The 15,821-nt window shown below is 75.2% G+C and carries 14 protein-coding genes; 9 read left to right on the top strand and 5 right to left on the bottom strand.

The features are described 5' to 3' along the window. Positions 1 to 120 precede the first annotated feature (120 nt). The 7 genes from rimO (at position 121) to NUM_RS05925 (ending at position 6,447) form a co-directional block, all read left to right on the top strand. Positions 121 to 1,557, top strand: coding sequence for a 30S ribosomal protein S12 methylthiotransferase RimO (gene rimO / locus NUM_RS05955; RefSeq protein WP_207123590.1), 1,437 nt, complete (start codon positions 121 to 123; stop codon positions 1,555 to 1,557). Beyond that, on the top strand, positions 1,550 to 2,179 hold the full coding sequence (gene pgsA / locus NUM_RS05950; RefSeq protein ID WP_207123554.1) for a CDP-diacylglycerol--glycerol-3-phosphate 3-phosphatidyltransferase: 630 nt from the start codon (positions 1,550 to 1,552) through the stop codon (positions 2,177 to 2,179). The genes rimO and pgsA overlap by 8 nt, the downstream gene beginning before the upstream one ends. Beyond that, positions 2,176 to 2,646 (top strand): CinA family protein, encoded by a 471-nt coding sequence (locus NUM_RS05945; protein WP_207123553.1) that lies wholly within the window; start codon positions 2,176 to 2,178, stop codon positions 2,644 to 2,646. The genes pgsA and NUM_RS05945 overlap by 4 nt, the downstream gene beginning before the upstream one ends. Positions 2,647 to 2,825: 179 nt before the next feature. Next, on the top strand, positions 2,826 to 3,275 hold the full coding sequence (locus NUM_RS05940; RefSeq protein ID WP_207123552.1) for a helix-turn-helix domain-containing protein: 450 nt from the start codon (positions 2,826 to 2,828) through the stop codon (positions 3,273 to 3,275). Between the two features lie 315 nt (positions 3,276 to 3,590). After that, positions 3,591 to 4,460 (top strand): PspA/IM30 family protein, encoded by an 870-nt coding sequence (locus NUM_RS05935; RefSeq protein WP_207123551.1) that lies wholly within the window; start codon positions 3,591 to 3,593, stop codon positions 4,458 to 4,460. Positions 4,461 to 4,556: 96 nt separating this feature from the next. Beyond that, on the top strand, positions 4,557 to 5,318 hold the full coding sequence (gene pspM / locus NUM_RS05930; RefSeq protein ID WP_207123550.1) for a phage shock envelope stress response protein PspM: 762 nt from the start codon (positions 4,557 to 4,559) through the stop codon (positions 5,316 to 5,318). Positions 5,319 to 5,631: 313 nt separating this feature from the next. Continuing rightward, positions 5,632 to 6,447, top strand: coding sequence for a rhomboid-like protein (locus NUM_RS05925; RefSeq protein WP_207123549.1), 816 nt, complete (start codon positions 5,632 to 5,634; stop codon positions 6,445 to 6,447). 112 nt (positions 6,448 to 6,559) lie between these two features. Here NUM_RS05925 and NUM_RS05920 read toward each other — a convergent pair whose 3' ends face one another. Continuing rightward, positions 6,560 to 7,372 carry an SAM hydrolase/SAM-dependent halogenase family protein gene (locus NUM_RS05920; protein ID WP_225918361.1) on the bottom strand — a complete coding sequence of 271 codons (813 nt, stop codon included), beginning with the start codon at positions 7,370 to 7,372 and terminating at the stop codon, positions 6,560 to 6,562. A 118-nt stretch (positions 7,373 to 7,490) separates the two neighbouring features. Further along, positions 7,491 to 7,658: a hypothetical protein gene (locus tag NUM_RS37100; RefSeq protein WP_225918360.1), complete on the bottom strand. Its 168-nt coding sequence runs from the start codon at positions 7,656 to 7,658 to the stop codon at positions 7,491 to 7,493. 117 nt (positions 7,659 to 7,775) lie between these two features. On the opposite strand from NUM_RS37100, the gene NUM_RS05915 reads away from it, so the two are divergent. Then, positions 7,776 to 8,708, top strand: coding sequence for an LLM class F420-dependent oxidoreductase (locus tag NUM_RS05915; RefSeq protein ID WP_207123547.1), 933 nt, complete (start codon positions 7,776 to 7,778; stop codon positions 8,706 to 8,708). Between the two features lie 77 nt (positions 8,709 to 8,785). On the opposite strand, the gene NUM_RS05910 is transcribed toward NUM_RS05915, so the two are convergent. The 3 genes from NUM_RS05910 to NUM_RS05900 form a co-directional block, all read right to left on the bottom strand. Next, positions 8,786 to 9,154 (bottom strand): VOC family protein, encoded by a 369-nt coding sequence (locus NUM_RS05910; RefSeq protein WP_207123546.1) that lies wholly within the window; start codon positions 9,152 to 9,154, stop codon positions 8,786 to 8,788. Between the two features lie 175 nt (positions 9,155 to 9,329). Continuing rightward, positions 9,330 to 14,042: an Lhr family helicase gene (locus tag NUM_RS05905; RefSeq protein WP_207123545.1), complete on the bottom strand. Its 4,713-nt coding sequence runs from the start codon at positions 14,040 to 14,042 to the stop codon at positions 9,330 to 9,332. Between the two features lie 214 nt (positions 14,043 to 14,256). After that, a complete protein-coding gene (locus NUM_RS05900; RefSeq protein ID WP_207123544.1) occupies positions 14,257 to 15,504 on the bottom strand; it encodes a bifunctional pyridoxamine 5'-phosphate oxidase family protein/GNAT family N-acetyltransferase in 1,248 nt (415 codons plus the stop codon). A gap of 51 nt (positions 15,505 to 15,555) precedes the next feature. Here NUM_RS05900 and NUM_RS05895 point away from each other — a divergent pair. Beyond that, positions 15,556 to 15,821, top strand: a 266-nt coding sequence (locus tag NUM_RS05895; RefSeq protein ID WP_207123543.1) for a GntR family transcriptional regulator, incomplete at its 3' end; no start/stop codon positions are given.

Below are 15,821 nucleotides of genomic sequence, written 5' to 3'. Positions count from 1 at the left end.
GATCAACGGTGGCAAACTTCACCGGCCTCCCGGCGCCGCCGGGCGGTGTCTGCGCTGGCACCCAGGATCGGTCGGTACGCTCGGTACGTGTCCGCCGCCGAATCCCCCCGCCGTGTCGCCATGCTCACCCTCGGGTGCGCCCGCAACGAGGTCGACTCCGAGGAGCTGGCCGCCCGCCTCGCCGCCGACGGCTGGCAGGTGACGGGTGACAGCGCCGACGCCGACGTCGTGCTCGTCAACACCTGCGGCTTCATCGAACAGGCCAAGCAGGACTCGATCGAGACGCTGCTGGACGCGGGGGAGAACGGCGCCAAGGTGGTGGCTGCCGGCTGCATGGCCGAGCGGTACGGGCGGCAGCTCGCCGACAGCCTGCCGGAGGCCGACGCGGTGCTCGGCTTCGACGACTATCCGGACATCTCCGACCGGCTCCGGACCGTGCTCGCCGGCGGTTCGCTGACCGCGCACGAGCCCCGGGACCGGCGCACCCTGCTGCCGATCACCCCGGTTGAGCGGCACGCGCACCCGGCGCCGGTGCCCGGCCACGGTGACCTCGACGAGCACGCGCCGGCGCACCTGAAGGTGCTGCGGTTCCGGCTCGACGACGGTCCGGTCGCCTCGCTGAAGCTCGCCTCCGGCTGCGACCGGCGCTGCGCGTTCTGCGCCATCCCGTCGTTTCGCGGCGCGTACCTGTCGCGTACCCCGGACGAGGTGCTGGCCGAGGCGGAGTGGCTGGCCGGGCAGGGTGTCCGGGAGCTGGTGCTGGTCAGCGAGAACTCCTCGTCGTACGGCAAGGACCTGGGCGACCCGCGGGCGCTGGAGAAGCTGCTACCGCGACTCGCCGCGGTGCCGGGCATCGTCCGGGTCCGGGCGAGCTACCTGCAGCCGGCCGAGATGCGTCCGGGCCTGGTCGAGGTGCTCGCCGGCACCCCGGGCGTCGCGCCGTACTTCGACCTGTCGTTCCAGCACGCGAGCGAGCCGCTGCTGCGCCGGATGCGCCGGTTCGGCTCCACCGAGCGGTTCTGGGAGCTGCTCGACTCGGCCCGCAAGATCGCGCCCGAGCTGGGCGCCCGGACCAACGTGATCGTCGGGTTCCCGGGGGAGACCGAGGCCGACGTCGCCGAGCTGGAGCGGTTCCTGACCGGCGCCGAGCTGGACGCCATCGGCGTGTTCGGCTACAGCGACGAGGAGGGCACCGAGGCGGTCGGGCTGCCCGACAAGGTGCCCACCGACGAGGTCACCGCCCGGGTCAACCGGATCTCCGCGCTGGTCGACGAGCTGGTCGCGCAGCGCGCCGAGGACCGGCTGGACAGCGTGGTCGAGGTGCTGGTCGACCGGACCGACGGCGACGACGTCGAGGGGCGGGCGGCGCACCAGGCGCCGGAGGTGGACGGCAGTACGGCGCTGGTGGCCGGCGGCTCGGTCGACCCCGCGACGCTGCGTCCCGGCGACCTCGTCCGGGCCCGGGTCACCGGCACCGTCGGGGTCGATCTGACCGCGGTCGTCGAGCAGGTACTCGACCCGGCGGCCGCCGGAGGGCAGAGTGGTGGCCGTGACTGAGGCCGCATCGAGCGCCCCCGGCCGGGCCGTACCACCAGCCCGGCGGGAGCCGCCGCCACCCACCGCGCCGCTGGTGAACCCGGCCAACGCGCTGACCGCGCTGCGGCTGGTGCTGGTGCCGGTGTTCGTCTGGATCTCGGTCGCCTCCGGCCTGGTCGCCGCCGACTGGCGGATCCTCGCCTGCGTGGTGTTCTGCGTCGCCTCGGTGACCGACTTCGCGGACGGCTGGCTGGCCCGCGCGCGCAACCTCGTCACCCCGTTCGGCAAGGTCGCCGACCCGATCGCGGACAAGGCGCTCACCGGCACCGCGCTGCTGGTGCTGTCGGTGTACGCGGGGCTGCCGTGGTGGATGACCGGGCTGATCCTGTTCCGCGAGGCGGGCGTGACCGCGCTGCGGTTCTGGGTGCTGCGGCACGGCGTGATCGCGGCCAGCCGCGGCGGCAAGCTCAAGACGGTGCTGCAGATCCTCGGCATCGCGTGGTACCTGGCCCCGTGGCCCGACCCGGTGTCGGCCGTCGGCTTCTGGATCATGCTGGCCGCGTTGCTGGTGACCGTCGGCACCGGCGTCGACTACCTGTTCCGCGCGCTGGCGCTGCGCCGCGGTACCGCCGACCGGTCGTGACCTCGCCGGCCGAGGTGGTCGCCGAGCTGGCCCGCCGAGGTGAGACGCTCGCCACGGCGGAGTCGCTGACCGCCGGCCAGCTCGCCGGTACGGTCGCCGACGTGCCGGGCGCGAGCGCGGTGCTGCGCGGCGGCCTGATCGTGTACGCGGTGGATCTGAAGGCCTCGCTCGCCGGCGTGGACGAGCGGCTGCTGGCCGAGCACGGCCCGGTGCATCCCGAGGTGGCCCGGCAGCTCGCCGGCGGCGCTCGCGAGCGCTGCGGCGCCACCTGGGGGTTGTCCACCACCGGAGTGGCCGGCCCGCAGCCACACGGCGGGCACCCGGCGGGCACCGTCTACGTCGGTCTGGCCGGCCCGGCGGTCCTGCTGGCCGAGCGGCTCGCCCTGCCGGGTGACCGGGCCGCGGTGCGTGCCGGCACGGTCGCCGCCGCGCTGGGCCTGCTGCTCCGGTCGCTGCCGGCGACCTGAGCCGGCAGGTCGCGTACCTCGTTCGGGAAGATCATCCCGCGGTACTGTGTTGCATCACGTCGTGGGGCACGGTGTCGGTGTCGGCTCGGCGCGGTACCGTGGCCAACATCCCGGTCCGGGTGCGACGCTCTCGGGCCACGGTCGGGCCGAGTGGTGTCGGTCGCCGGAGGAGGTGTGCGATGGTCCTGCTGCGCAGGGTCCTGGGTGACACGCTGCGTGAACGGCGGCTGGACCAGCGCCGCACGCTTCGGGACGTGTCGACCGAGGCCAAGGTGAGCCTGGGTTACCTGTCCGAGCTGGAGCGCGGTCAGAAGGAGGCCTCGAGCGAGCTGCTGGGCTCGATCTGCGAGGCGCTCGGGGTGCAGCTGTCCGACGTGCTGCGTGAGGTGAGCGACACGGTCGCGCTGGCCGAGGAGATGGCCGGGGTGCTCGCCCCGGTCGGTGCCGACAAGGCCGAGACGGCCGAGCCGGCGCCCGCCGAGCCGGTGCCGGCGGGCGCGGTGCCAGCCGGTGCGGTGCAGTCGGGTGCGGTGACCAACTCGGTGGCGATGCGTGGGCGGCCCACGCTGGCTCGTTCGGTCGGCCCGGCGCCGCGGCGGTCGACGCGTGAAGTGGTGTGCGCGGCCTGAGGCCCCGCTCTCAGGGGCGCCCCTGAAGTGTCCCGGGCATTGCGGATAAAGCGGCGGCGGGACTCTCACTTGCCGGCGAGTTCAGGCACACTTGATCTGGTGCGCGGGTTGGCGTGGAGTCAGGTCGGCGTGCCGCAGGGCAAGCGAGGTCCGGGCGCTTCGGCACCGGGGACATCGTGGTGTTTCGGCGGTTTCGTACCGATGATTCCGCGATCGCCCGCCGGGGGCGGCGTGACGACGGTCGCACTCGCCTGACACGATGGGACGAACGCGTCGAGGCCGGCGCTGCTAGAGCCGCAGAGAGGACCGCGAACAATGGCGAACCCGTTCGTCAAGGGCTGGCGATACCTGATGGCGCTGTTCGGTGCCAAGATCGACGAGTACGCCGATCCGAAGGTGCAGATCCAGCAGGCGATCGAAGACGCGCAGCACCAGCACCAGGCGCTCACGCAGCAGGCTGCGGCGGTCATCGGCAACCAGCGGCAGCTGGAGATGAAGCTGTCCCGGCAGATGTCGCAGGTCGAGCAGTTCCAGGGGCAGGCCAAGCAGGCGCTGGTGATGGCCGACAAGGCGCGCGCCGACGGCGACGAGACCAAGGCGCAGCAGTTCGAGCAGACGGCGCAGGTGCTCGCCACCCAGCTCGTCTCCGCCGAGCAGTCGATGGAAGACCTGAAGACGCTGCACGACCAGTCGATCGCGGCGGCCCAGCAGGCCCGCAAGGCCGTCGACGACAACGCGATGATGCTCAAGCAGAAGCTCGCCGAGCGCACCAAGCTGCTCAGCCAGCTCGAGCAGGCCAAGATGCAGGAGCAGGTGGCCAACTCGCTGCAGAGCATGTCCGACCTCGCCGCGCCGGGTAACACCCCGTCGCTGGACGAGGTGCGGGACAAGATCGAGCGCCGCTACGCCAACGCGATGGGTCGCGCCGAGCTCGCGCAGAACTCGGTCGAGGGCCGGATGCTCGAGGTGCAGAAGTCCAGCCTGGACATGGCCGGCAACGCGCGGTTGGAGCAGATCCGGGCCAGCATGGCCGGCGAGCAGCTGACCAGCGCGCCCGCGCAGAAGGCGGTCGAGTCCGGTTCGGCGCAGGCCGCCGACGCCGAGCAGACCGCCGGGGTGGCCCGGCTGGAGCAGCTGCGGGCCAACATGAACAAGAACGGCAACCAGGACGCCTCGGCGGGCTGACCGCTCGCGCAGCGACGCCCGGGCGGGTGGATCGCCCACCGGGCGTCCGGGGCGGGCTTGTCGTCCGCGGCGTCCGCCGGTCGGGGAGGGCTCCGGATGGCCGAGACGCGGGAGCAGCGGCTGCGCCGGTTGGGCAGGTTGCGGCGCGCCTTTCGGCGCTGGGTGGTGCTCGGCGCCGGGCTGACCGGCGCCGCGGCCGTCCTCACTCCGTACGCGGGGATCGGGCTGCCGGACGCCGCCTGGGCTGCCGGTGCGGGCGTCTCGGTGGCGCTCGCCGTGTTCCGGTGGCGCGACTACCACGCGCTCGCCGCGGAGCCGCTGCCGCCGGAGCGGCCGCAGGTCGGCGCCGGTGAGGCGGTCCGACAGGCGATGCGGGCGGCGCTGGCCGCCAACCCGCTGGCCCGGGCCGCGGTGGACGAGGTCGGTCGGCGGGCCGAGCGGCGCCGGTACGGCGGGACGGCCGCGGCGGCTCCCATGGCCCGGCTGGGCACCGCGGTGCGCACCCTCGACGACGTCCGTGCCGGCACCCGTAGCGAGTACGTGGACGAGGCGCTCGCCGAGGCCGCCGACGGCGAGCGGGCGCTGCGCGATCTGGCACATCGGCTGCTCACGGTGGAGAAGGCGTCCCGGTTCGCCGGCCCGGACGCGGCGCCCACGCTGGCCGCGGCCCGGCAGACGCTGTCCGGCCAGCTCGCGGACGGCGTGTCGACCTACGAACGGCTCGCCGCCGCGACGGCCGCCGCGGCCGCCAGCGGCGTCGGTATGGACGCCGGCGCGCAGTACCGGTTGACCGAGGCGGCGGACCGGATGGCCGCGTTTGCCGCCGGCCTCGCCGAGTTGCGCGAGCCCGCCAGCTGACCCGCTCGCGCCGGCTGGCCCGTGCCCGCCCGCGCTGACCCTGCTGTGCCGGCCGCCGCGCGCTGTTCCCGCTCGCGCCGTGCCCCCGACCCTTCTGTGCCGGCTCGCCGGTGCCCGGCCCGCGCGCTGGGCGGCGGGAGTGGCCGGACTCACGCGTGCTGTGTTCCGCGCTGTCCGGGTCGTGACTTGGCGAGCGTCCGGTTCTCGGCGACAGTCGGTGCGGTGGCCGGACGCACCGATCACCGCACCCCCTGGCCCCGCGTCTGCCAGGTCGGTGTGCCGCAGCCGAGGCGTACTGCACCGGGAGGTGGCAGTGCCGCAGAACCCCCCGCGCCGGACCCGGCTGGTCCGCACCGTGCGGCGCGCCCTGCCCGGGCCACGCGAGACCCCCGTCACGTTCTGCTACCTGCTGGCGCTGCTCGCCGGTGTGATCCTGCTCCGGGTGCTCGACACCGATGACACGACCCGGCTGCTGGCCGCCTCCAGTACCAACGTGGTGGAGCTGACCAGCCATCCGGTGCGGGCGCTGGTCGCGTCGGCGGTGTGGCTGCCGGGCGGCGTCTGGCTGCCGTACGCGGTGGGGTTCGCGGTGACGCTCGCCCCGCTGGAACGCCGACTCGGCGGGCTGCGGGCGCTGGCGCTGGTGGGTACCGGGCATGTGGGGGTCAGCCTGGCGACCGAGGCCGGGGTGGCCGTCGCGGTGCACGCCGGGACGTTGCCGGCGGCGGCGCTGAGCCGGCTGGACGTCGGCGCGAGCTACCTGCTGCTGACCGGCCTCGGTGCGGTGCTCGGGTTGCTGCCGCGGACGCTGCGGTGGCCGATGCTCGGCCTCTCCGCCGCCGGTGCCGGCGGCGCGCTCGCGGTGGCCGCGGACCTCACCTCGCTCGGTCACCTGCTGTGCCTGTTCGTCGGCGTCGCGTTCTGGCCGCTGCTGGCCCGTCGCGGCCTGGTCGGCACGCTCTGGCCGGGCCGGCTGCCCTGGGCGCGACCGACCGGGCGGCTCGACACCCGGCGGCTCGCCGCGGTTTCGCTGGCCGCCCGGCGGTTCGCCCCGGTGCGGCGGGACGCGGTCCGGGACCGCCGTGCGGCGGAGCGAGCCGGGAGCCCACCCGGCCGGGCCGTGCCGTGACGGCCACCGCCGGGTACCGCCGGCCGACGATCCAGGCCGGCGGGAGCCGCGCGGTGGGTCAGGCCGGCGGGAGACGAGCGGTGGGTCAGGTCGGCGCGAGCCGAGCGGTGGGTCAGGCCGGGGACAGCCGGATCACGTCGCCGGGGGCGAGCGCCAGCCGCTCCACCGCCGAGCCGCCGTTGACCGCCAGCGTCACGTGGTCGGCCGAGTCGAGGTAGAGCAGCAGCACCCCGGGCGGCACCGAGCCGAACGTGTCGCCGGTACGCACCTGGAACGCCGCGGCGCCGGCCGCGACGGCGACCGCGACCTTCGGCCCCAGCTCGGCCAGCACCTCCGGGCCGGCGGCCAGCTGTACGTTGCCGAACCGGTCGACGGTGAGCACCTCGACCTCGACGTACCCGTGGCCGGCGCGCAGCACCGGCTCGGTGAGCGTGACCAGCTCCGCCGGATCGATCGGGGTGCCGGCCTGCTCGAACGGGCGGCCGGTGGCGAGATGTGCGGCGACCGGCGCGAAGATGTCCCGCCCGTGGAAGGTGGAGCGCACCGCGGTGAGGTGCCAGTCGGGCCGGTCCAGCACGACGACCCGGTCGGCGCCGCCCAGCTCGGTCGCCGCCCAGGGCAGCAGGCCGTTGTCCGGGCCGACCAGCACGCTGCCGCCGGCCCGGATCGCCACCGCGCGCCGGGCGGTACCGACGCCGGGGTCGACGACGCCGACGTGCACGCCGGGTGGCAGGAACGGCAGCGTCTGCGCCAGCACCAGGGCGCCGCGGCGCACGTCACCGGGCGGCACGTGGTGGGTGACGTCCAGTATCGAGACGGCCGGTGCGATGGTCGCCACGACGCCCTTGCAGGCCGCGACGAACCCGTCGACAGTGCCGTAGTCGGTGGTGAGGCTGATCCACCTGTACCCGCCCGTGTCGGTCACGACGGCCAGCCTACCGATGCCGGTCGAGTGCCGCGCTGACCTGCCCTTCCAGCCGGATCTCGTGGTGCGGTCCGATGCCGTACCAGCGGGAGGCCGCGCTGCTTCGCCTCGGCGGCGCTCACCGCACCGGCACGGTGTCGCCGTCGAAGCCGAACTCGGCCCGGCCGATCGCGATCGCGCCGAACAGGCCGAGCAGCCGTCCCACACCGCGCGGCAGGTCGCCGTCGGCGGCGATCTGCCGGGCCCTGTCGGTGGCGGTACGGATACGGTCGGTCCAGGAGGGCATGGCGATTCCCGTCGGCGCAGGGGTACGGCGCGGTCCTTGTGAACCGTGCCGCACCGCCGGGGCGGCGACGCGCGGTAGCGTCGGGCTGGTCTGCGATGCCGTACGGACGGGTGGGTCATGCAGCTTCGGGTGTTCACCGAGCCCCAGCAGGGTGCCAGCTACGACGAGCTGCTGCGGGTGGCGCAGCGGGCCGAGGAGTGCGGCTACGACGCGTTCTTCCGCTCCGACCACTACCTGAAGATGGGTGACGGGTCCGGGGAGCCGGGGCCGACCGACGCCTGGATCACGCTCGCCGGGCTGGCCCGGGAGACCACCACGATCCGGCTCGGCACGCTGATGTCGGCGGCCACGTTCCGGCTGCCGGGGCCGCTCGCGATCGCGGTGGCGCAGGTGGACCGGATGTCCGGCGGGCGGGTCGAGCTGGGCCTGGGCAGCGGCTGGTACGAGCAGGAGCACACCGCCTACGGGATCCGGTTCGGGACGCTGCGCGAGCGCTTCGACCGGTACTCCGAGCAGCTCGCGATCATCACCGGGCTGTGGGAGGCCACCGAGACGTTCTCCTACGACGGGGAGTACTACCAGCTCAGCGAGGCGCCGCCGCTGGTCCGGCCGGCGCAGTCACCGCGCCCGCCGGTGCTGATCGGCGGCTCCGGCGCGAAGCGCACGCCGCGGCTCGCGGCCCGCTACGCCGACGAGTTCAACGTGCCGTTCGCCGGCCTGGACGACACCGCCCGGCTGTTCGCGGGGGTACGGGCGGCGTGCGAGCAGGCCGGCCGCGACCCGGAGTCGATGCGGTACTCGGCGGCGCAGGTGCTGTGCTGCGGCCGGACCGAGGCGCAGCTGCGCGAGCGGGCCGCCGCGATCGGTCGCGAGCTGCCCGAGCTGCGCGCCAACGGGCTGGCCGGCACCCCGGACGAGCTGGTCGACAAGATCGGCGCCTACGCCGAGCGCGGTGCCGGCCGGATGTACCTGCAGACGCTCGACCTGTCCGACCTGGACCACCTGGACCTGGTGGCCGCCGAGGTCATGCCGCAGGTCGCCAAGCTGTAACCGGCCCGGGTGGTCGCCGCCTCGCCGGGGTGCGAGGACCGGTGCCGCCGGCCGGGTGTCACCGGCAGCGCCGGGTGTCACCAGCAGAGGCAGAACGGGTGCCCGGCCGGGTCGAGGAAGACCCGGAACGAGGTGCCGGGCTGCGTCTCGGCCAGCGTCGCGCCGAGGCCGAGCACCTTGTCCTGCGCGGCCGGCAGCTCGGTCGGCTCGATGTCCAGGTCGAGGTGGAACTGCTGCGGCCGGTCCTGGCCCGGCCAGCGCGGCGGCTGGTAGTCGTCGACCCGCTGGAAGGCCAGCCGCACTCCGGCGCCGTCGTCGGCCAGGTCGACCCACTCGTCGTCGGTCTCGGTGACCGGCCAGCCGGTGAGCTCCGCGTAGAACGCGGCGAGCGTCCGCGGGTCGGGACAGTCCAGGACGATCGTGGTGAGTCGGGCGATGCCGGTCATGGCGTGGTGCCTCCTCGGTGCGTCGTATGGTCCGTCGGGCCGGTCACCGGAACCGCAGGTCGCCGAATCCTCAGGTGATCGGGGCCGTAGGTAACCAGTGAACGAAGTATGCCGGTTGGCCGTGCGCGAGCGCAACCGGTGTAATCGTTTCGCCGGTTACTCGATCGGGTCCGGCTCAGGCGCGCAGCCGCAGCCCGCGCGGGGTGAGCCGGAAGCCCGCCTCGGTCAGCGCCGCCGACAGCGGTGTCGCGGTGACCGGCTCGCCGTCGGCGCGCTGCACCGCGAGCGCGCCGAGCGCGCCGGAGCGCACCGCGTCGGCCAGCGCCCGCGCCGCCGCCAGCAGCGTCTCCGGTGTGTCCACATAGGACAGGATGGTCCGGCCGCCGCGCTCCACGTACAGCGCGAGGTCGCCGTCGACGAGCACCACCACCGCGCCGGCCTTGCGCCCCGGCCGGTGCCCGGTGGTGGACTCGGCGACCGGCCGGGTCGGCCAGCCCAACGCCGCCCCGTACGGGTTGGCCGGGTCGGTGGCGGCCAGCACCAGCGGCGGCGACGGCGGTCCCGGCCGACGGGCCCAGCCGGCGCCGTCCACATCCGACGAACGGTCGGCGAGCGCGCGCAGCCGGTCGACCGCACCCGGCACCGCGAACTGCGCCGCACCCAGCGACTCGACGAAGTACCCGCGGCGGGCCGCGCCGCGCTCCTCCAGCGCGGCGAGCACCGGGTACACCGCGGCGAAGCCGCCCGGGACCTGCTCGGCGGCGACCGCGCCGCGGGTCAGCACGCCGTGCCGCTCCAGCAGTGCCTCCGCCCGGGCGGCGCCGCGGCGGGTCGGGTCGGCGTCGCGCTCGGGCAGCCGGTACCACCGGCCGGCGGCGCTCGGCGGCCCGCCCCGGGACGGCAGCCCACCGCGCCGCAGCGTGATGCCCGACCGGCCGCCCCGCCGGTACCGGGCGCGGGCCGGGGCGGGGCGGGACTTGTGCGCGCCGCCGCCGGACAGCAGTGCGCGCAGCGGCGCCGGCGTGTCGTTGGACAGGTACCCGGCCCAGACCAGATCCCACAGCGCCGCGGTGAGCTCCTCGTCGGCCGGTGGTGCGCCGAGCGCGGTGCCGACCCGGTCGGCCAGGTCGCGGAAGAACAGCGCCTGCCCGGCGTCGAGCGCGTCCAGCAGCGCGGCGTGCAGTTCACCGACGGCGAGGTCGGGCACCGGCGGCGGCAGCAGCAGCTCGGCGGTGTCGGCGAACGCGAGGACCAGGTAGCCGTCCGAGGACGGCAGCGCCCCGGCGCCGGCCCAGACCACCTCGCCGGACGAGCACAACTGGTCGAGGTAGGCCGGCGTGTAGTCGGCCACCCGGGCCGGCAGCACCAACCGTTCCAGCGCGCTCGCCGGGACGGCCACCCCGCCGAGCTGCTCGATCGCGGCGGCGACCGCCTCGACCCCGCGCCCACCCGTACCGACCTGCTGCCACTGCGGCAGGAACGCGGCGAGCGCCTTCGGCGGGGACGGCTCGATCTCGCGACGCAGCGCGGCGAGCGACCGGCGGCGCAGGATCCGCAGCACCTCGGCGTCGCACCATTCCACGCCGGTGCCGCCCGGGGTGAACTCGCCGGTCACCAGCCGCCCGGTCGCCGCCAGCCGGTGCAGCGCCTGCTCCACCACCGCCACCCCCAGCCCGAACCGGGCCGCGCAGCTCGCCGCGTGGAACGGCCCGTGACTTCGCGCGTACCGCGAGACGAGGTCGCCGAGCGGATCGGCGACCGGCTCGGTGAACGCCTCCGGCACGCCGACCGGCAGCGCCACGCCGAGCGCGTCCCGGACCCGGCCGGCGTCCTCGATCGCGAGCACCCGGTCGAGCCCGGCGATGCGGACCACGATGGCCCGGCGGGTGGCGACGAGCTCGTCGAGCCACGCCGGGTCGATGCCGCGCTCCGAAGCCTCCACAGTGGACAGATCGCCGATCAGGCGGAGGATCTCGGCGGCGTCCTCGACGTCGCGGGCCCGCCGGTCCGGGGTGCGCCACTGCAGCCGCCGCTCGGTCTCCGCGACCACCTCCGGATCGAGCAGCTCGCGCAGCTCGGCCGCGCCGAGCAGCTCCGCCAGCAGCACCGGGTCCAGCTCCAGCGCCGCCGCCCGCCGCTCCGCCAGCGGCGCGTCACCCTCGTAGAGGAACGCGCCGACGTAGCCGAACAGCAGCGACCGGGCGAACGGCGACGGCCGCTGCGTCTCCACCTCCACCAGTCGGACCGACCGGGACGCGATCGCGGTCGCCAGCTCACCCAGCGCCGGCAGGTCGAACACGTCGCGCAGGCACTCCCGGGCCGCCTCCAGCGTGATCGGGAAGTCGTCGTACTCCCGGGCCACGTCGAGCAGCTGGGCGGCTCGCTGCCGCTGCTGCCACAACGGCCGGCGGCGCCGCGGATCGCGTCGCGGCAACAGCAGCGCCCGTGCCGCGCACTCCCGGAACCGGGAGGCGAACAGCGCCGAGGTGCCGACGACGTCCCGGACGATCTGGGTCAGCTCGTCGGCGTCGAACGCGACCAGATCGGCGCCGGGCGGCTCGTCCGCGGTGTCCGGCAACCGCACCACGATGCCGTCATCCGCCGGCTGCGCCTGCGCGTCCAGCCCGTACCGCTCGCGCAGCCGGGCCGCGATCGCGAGCGCCCACGGCGCGTTCACCCGCTCGCCGAACACCGAGTGCACGACCAGCCGCCAGTCACCCAGCTCGTCGCGGAACCGTTCCACCAGGATGGTCCGGTCGTCCGGCACGTGCCCGGCGGTCTCCCGCTGCTCGCCGACGTAGCGCACCAGGTTGTCGGCGGCCCAGTCGTCCATCCCGGCGGCCCGCAGCGCCTCGGTGGCGGCCGCCGGGTCGGCGCCCGCCACCTGCCGTTGCAGCGCGCCGATCGCGCGGCCCAGCTCGGCCGGCCGGCCGACCGTGTCGCCCTTCCAGAACGGCATCCGGGCCGGCACGCCCGGCGCGGGGGAGACCAGCACCCGGTCCGGCGTGATGTCCTCGATCCGCCAGCTCGTCGAGCCGAGCAGGAACACGTCGCCGACCCGCGACTCGTACACCATCTCCTCGTCCAGCTCGCCGACCCGGGCCGCCTTCTCCGCGCCGGCCAGGTAGACGCCGAACAGGCCGCGGTCCGGGATGGTGCCACCGGAGATCACCGCCAACCGTTGCGCGCCGGGCCGGCCGGACAGCTGCTCGGTGGCGCGGTCCCACACCAGCCGGGGCCGCAGCTCCGCGAACGCGGTCGACGGGTACCGGCCGGAGAGCATGTCCAGCACCGCGTGCAGCGCCGAGTCGGGCAGCTCGCCGAACGGCGCCGCCCGGCGCACCAGGGCGGCGAGGTCCGGCACCGACCAGTCGTCCAGTGCCACCATCGCGACGATCTGCTGCGCCAGCACGTCCAGCGGGTTGCGCGGGTAGTGCAGCTCCTCGATCTCGCCGCCGCGCATCCGGGTGGCGACCACCGCGCACGGCGCCAGGTCGCCACGGTGCTTGGGGAACACCACACCGCGGCTCGGCGCGCCGACCTGATGGCCGGCCCGGCCGACCCGCTGCAGCCCGGACGCGACACTCGGCGGCGCCTCGACCTGGACGACCAGATCGACCGCGCCCATGTCGATCCCGAGTTCCAGGCTGGAGGTGGCGACCACGGCGGGCAGCAGCCCGGACTTGAGCTGCTCCTCGATCAGCTTGCGCTCCTCCCGGGAGACCGAACCGTGGTGGGCCCGCGCGATGACCGCGGCGGCGCCGGCCGTCACCCCCGACTCGCCCACCGCCTCGGCCGGGAACCGGGCCGCGGCGCCGCCCACCGCCGAGAGCTGCCGCTGCGGTACGGGATCGAGCTCGTGGGTCGGCGGGTGGCCGGTGGGGTCGAGCTCGTGGGTGGGCTGGGGATCGGTGGGGCCGAGCTCGTCGGGTGGCGGGGTGCCGGTGAGTCGTTCGGCGTGCAGCTCGTTGAGCCGGGCGCAGAGCCGTTCGGCGAGCCGGCGGGAGTTCGCGAACACGATGGTGGAGCGGTGCGCGAGGATCAGGTCCAGCACCCGGCTCTCCACCGCCGGCCAGATCGACGGCCGGCGCGGCGGCGGCGACGCCGGATCGTACGGGTCGTCCTCCTCGGCCGGCACCTCGTCGAGCGCGGTCATGTCGGCCACCGGTACCTGCACCGACAGCTCGACGGTCTTCCCGGACGCCGGCGCGACCACCCGGACCGGGCGGCTGCCGGCCAGGAACCGGGCGGTCTCGTCGACCGGCCGCACCGTGGCGGACAGCCCGATCCGCTGCGCCGGGGTGGGCAGCAGCGCGTCCAGCCGCTCCAGCGACAGGGCGAGATGCGCGCCGCGCTTGGTGGCGCACACCGCGTGCACCTCGTCCACGATCACCGTCTCGACGCCGCGCAGCGCCTCCCGCGCCGCCGAGGTGAGCAGCAGGAACAGCGACTCCGGGGTGGTGATCAGGATGTCCGGGGGAGTCTTCGCGAAGCTGCGCCGCTCCGCCGCCGGGGTGTCGCCGGTGCGCATGCCCACGGTGATGTCCGGCCGGTCGGTGCCGAGCCGCTGGGCGGCCTGGCCGATGCCGGCGAGCGGGGCGCGCAGGTTGCGCTCGATGTCGACCGCGAGCGCCTTCAGCGGGCTGACGTAGAGCACCCGGCACCGCCGGGCAGGCTCGGCCGGGGGCTCGGCGGCGAGCCGGTCCAGCGACCAGAGGAAGGCGGCGAGCGTCTTGCCCGACCCGGTCGGCGCCACCACCAGCGTGTTGGACCCGGACCGGATCGACGACCACGCGCCGGCCTGCGCGGCGGTCGGCGCCGCGAACGCGGCGTCGAACCACTGCCGGGTGGCTGGACCGAACCCGGCCAGCGCCTCCTCGTCTGCCATCCCTTCATCCTGCCGCGCGGGTCTGACGCTCTCGGCCACCCCGCCGGTACGGCGGTCCGGGCGGGCCGCCGTGGGTGGTTCGCGGCGAACACGCCGGTTCGCCGGGTCACGGGCCGGTCAGGCGGTTGCGCGGCGCGAGGTCGGCCGGGTTGCGCGGTGACAGGCCGGGCGGCGGCATGGCGCCAGTCGGGTGGTTGCGCGGTGCCGGTCGGGGTCAGCCGCGGGTGAGGCGCGCCCGGAGCCGCTCGCGGGCGGCCGGCCACTCGTCCGCGGTCATCGCGTAGTAGACGGTGTCCCGCACGCTGCCGTCCACCCGCTGCATGTGCGCCCGGAAGACCCCCTCGCGGGTGGCGCCGAGCCGCTCGATGGCCTGCTGCGAGCGCTCGTTGCGGATGTCGGTACGCCAGGAGACCCGGCGCGCGCCGAGCGTCTCGAACGCCCGGGTCAGCAGCAGCAGCTTGGACTCGGTGTTCAGCCCGGTCCGCCAGTACGCCGAGCCGAGCCAGGTGTAGCCGATCTCCAGCCGCCGGTGCGCCGGTACCACCTCGTAGTAGCTGGTCACGCCGACCGCCCGGCCGGTGGCGAGGTCGATCTGCGCCCACGGCACCCGGTCGCCGGCGGCCGCGGCGGTCAGCGCGCCGGTGACCTCGCGCGCCATCTCGGCCCGGTCGGTCGGCTGCGGCCCGGACAGCCAGCGCCAGACCCGTGGGTCGCGGCCGGCCTCGAACAGGTCGTCGACGTGGTCGAGCGACAGCGGCTCCAGCCGTACCCGCGTGCCGGTGACCGGCTCCGCGGTCAGCCACGGCGACCGCGCGGGCTCGGCGCCCCGCTGCCACCCCACCAGGTACGACGGCAGCACGCGGTCGTTGTCCGGCACCGGTGCGGCGGCTACGGTGCGCAGCGGCAGCACCCCCGCCCAGTACGGCAGGTCGCGGTCCTCCTCGTCGTCGCCCACGGTGGCCGGCCGGATCTTCGCCGCGGCCTCGGTCAGCGGCAGCGCCAGCATGCCGACGCTGGCCAGCTCCCGGCGATTGGGCGGCCGGGAGTCGGCGGAGCGGCCGGCGGCGAGCTTGTCGACCAGCGCGGCGGACACCGCGAGCTTGGTCTGCTCGTCGGTCACCGGGCGGGCCAGCCCGTGCGCGATGACCGACCGGTACGGCGCCGAGTGGTGTGCCTGCGCGCGGGCGAACACCAGCCCGTCCAGCAGCGTCGCGGCGACCGTGACCGGCAGCCCGCCGTCCCGGGCGGCGAGCGAGCTGCTGGCACCGGTGGAGGCGTGCAGGTAGACGGTCTCCCCGATGCGCACGTGCACGGTCGGCACGACCCGCGGCAGCCCGTCGACCACGTAACCGAGGTGGCAGTACAGCGCCTCGTCGAGGATCTGGTGCACCGTCTCGCGGTCGCGGTGCATCCGGTCCGGATACCGGCGGGGGGTGGTGCTCGTACTGGCGGGGTAGGTCATGGCGTGCCCCTCGATGTGTTCCCGGGTTTGTTCTAGTACAATCTATTGATTGTGACAGCACATTATCACGGGCGTACCTCGGCGGACATCGCCGCGAGCATCGAGAGCTCCGTCACCGGCGGCGAGCTCGCCCCCGGCGACGCGCTGCCCACCGTGCGGGCGCTCGCCGCGGAGCTGAAGGTCAGCCCGGCCACCGTCGCCGCCGCGTACCGGGAACTGCGGCAGCAGGCGGTGATCGAGACGGCCGGCCGGGCCGGCACCCGCATCCGGGCCCGCCCCGCCGTCGGCGCACCCCGGCCGGGCCGGATGGCGTACCG

The sequence above is a fragment of the Actinocatenispora comari genome, from assembly GCF_017312725.1.
GTDB classification, from domain to species: Bacteria; Actinomycetota; Actinomycetes; order Mycobacteriales; family Micromonosporaceae; genus Actinocatenispora; species Actinocatenispora comari.
The sequence above is the reverse complement of the archived record's forward strand: the minus strand, read 5'-3'. Positions and strand labels throughout refer to the sequence as shown.

What these genes read in the sequence shown, in the direction of transcription:
- NUM_RS37100 (WP_225918360.1), bottom strand. Translation starts at nt 7,658, where the DNA reads ATGCCCTCCTGGACCGACCGTATCCGTACCGCCACCGACAGGGCCCGG.
- NUM_RS05915 (WP_207123547.1), top strand. Translation starts at nt 7,776, where the DNA reads ATGCAGCTTCGGGTGTTCACCGAGCCCCAGCAGGGTGCCAGCTACGAC.
- NUM_RS05910 (WP_207123546.1), bottom strand. Translation starts at nt 9,154, where the DNA reads ATGACCGGCATCGCCCGACTCACCACGATCGTCCTGGACTGTCCCGAC.
- pspM (WP_207123550.1), top strand. Translation starts at nt 4,557, where the DNA reads ATGGCCGAGACGCGGGAGCAGCGGCTGCGCCGGTTGGGCAGGTTGCGG.
- NUM_RS05935 (WP_207123551.1), top strand. Translation starts at nt 3,591, where the DNA reads ATGGCGAACCCGTTCGTCAAGGGCTGGCGATACCTGATGGCGCTGTTC.
- rimO (WP_207123590.1), top strand. Translation starts at nt 121, where the DNA reads ATGCTCACCCTCGGGTGCGCCCGCAACGAGGTCGACTCCGAGGAGCTG.
- NUM_RS05905 (WP_207123545.1), bottom strand. Translation starts at nt 14,042, where the DNA reads ATGGCAGACGAGGAGGCGCTGGCCGGGTTCGGTCCAGCCACCCGGCAG.
- NUM_RS05900 (WP_207123544.1), bottom strand. Translation starts at nt 15,504, where the DNA reads ATGACCTACCCCGCCAGTACGAGCACCACCCCCCGCCGGTATCCGGAC.
- NUM_RS05940 (WP_207123552.1), top strand. Translation starts at nt 2,826, where the DNA reads ATGGTCCTGCTGCGCAGGGTCCTGGGTGACACGCTGCGTGAACGGCGG.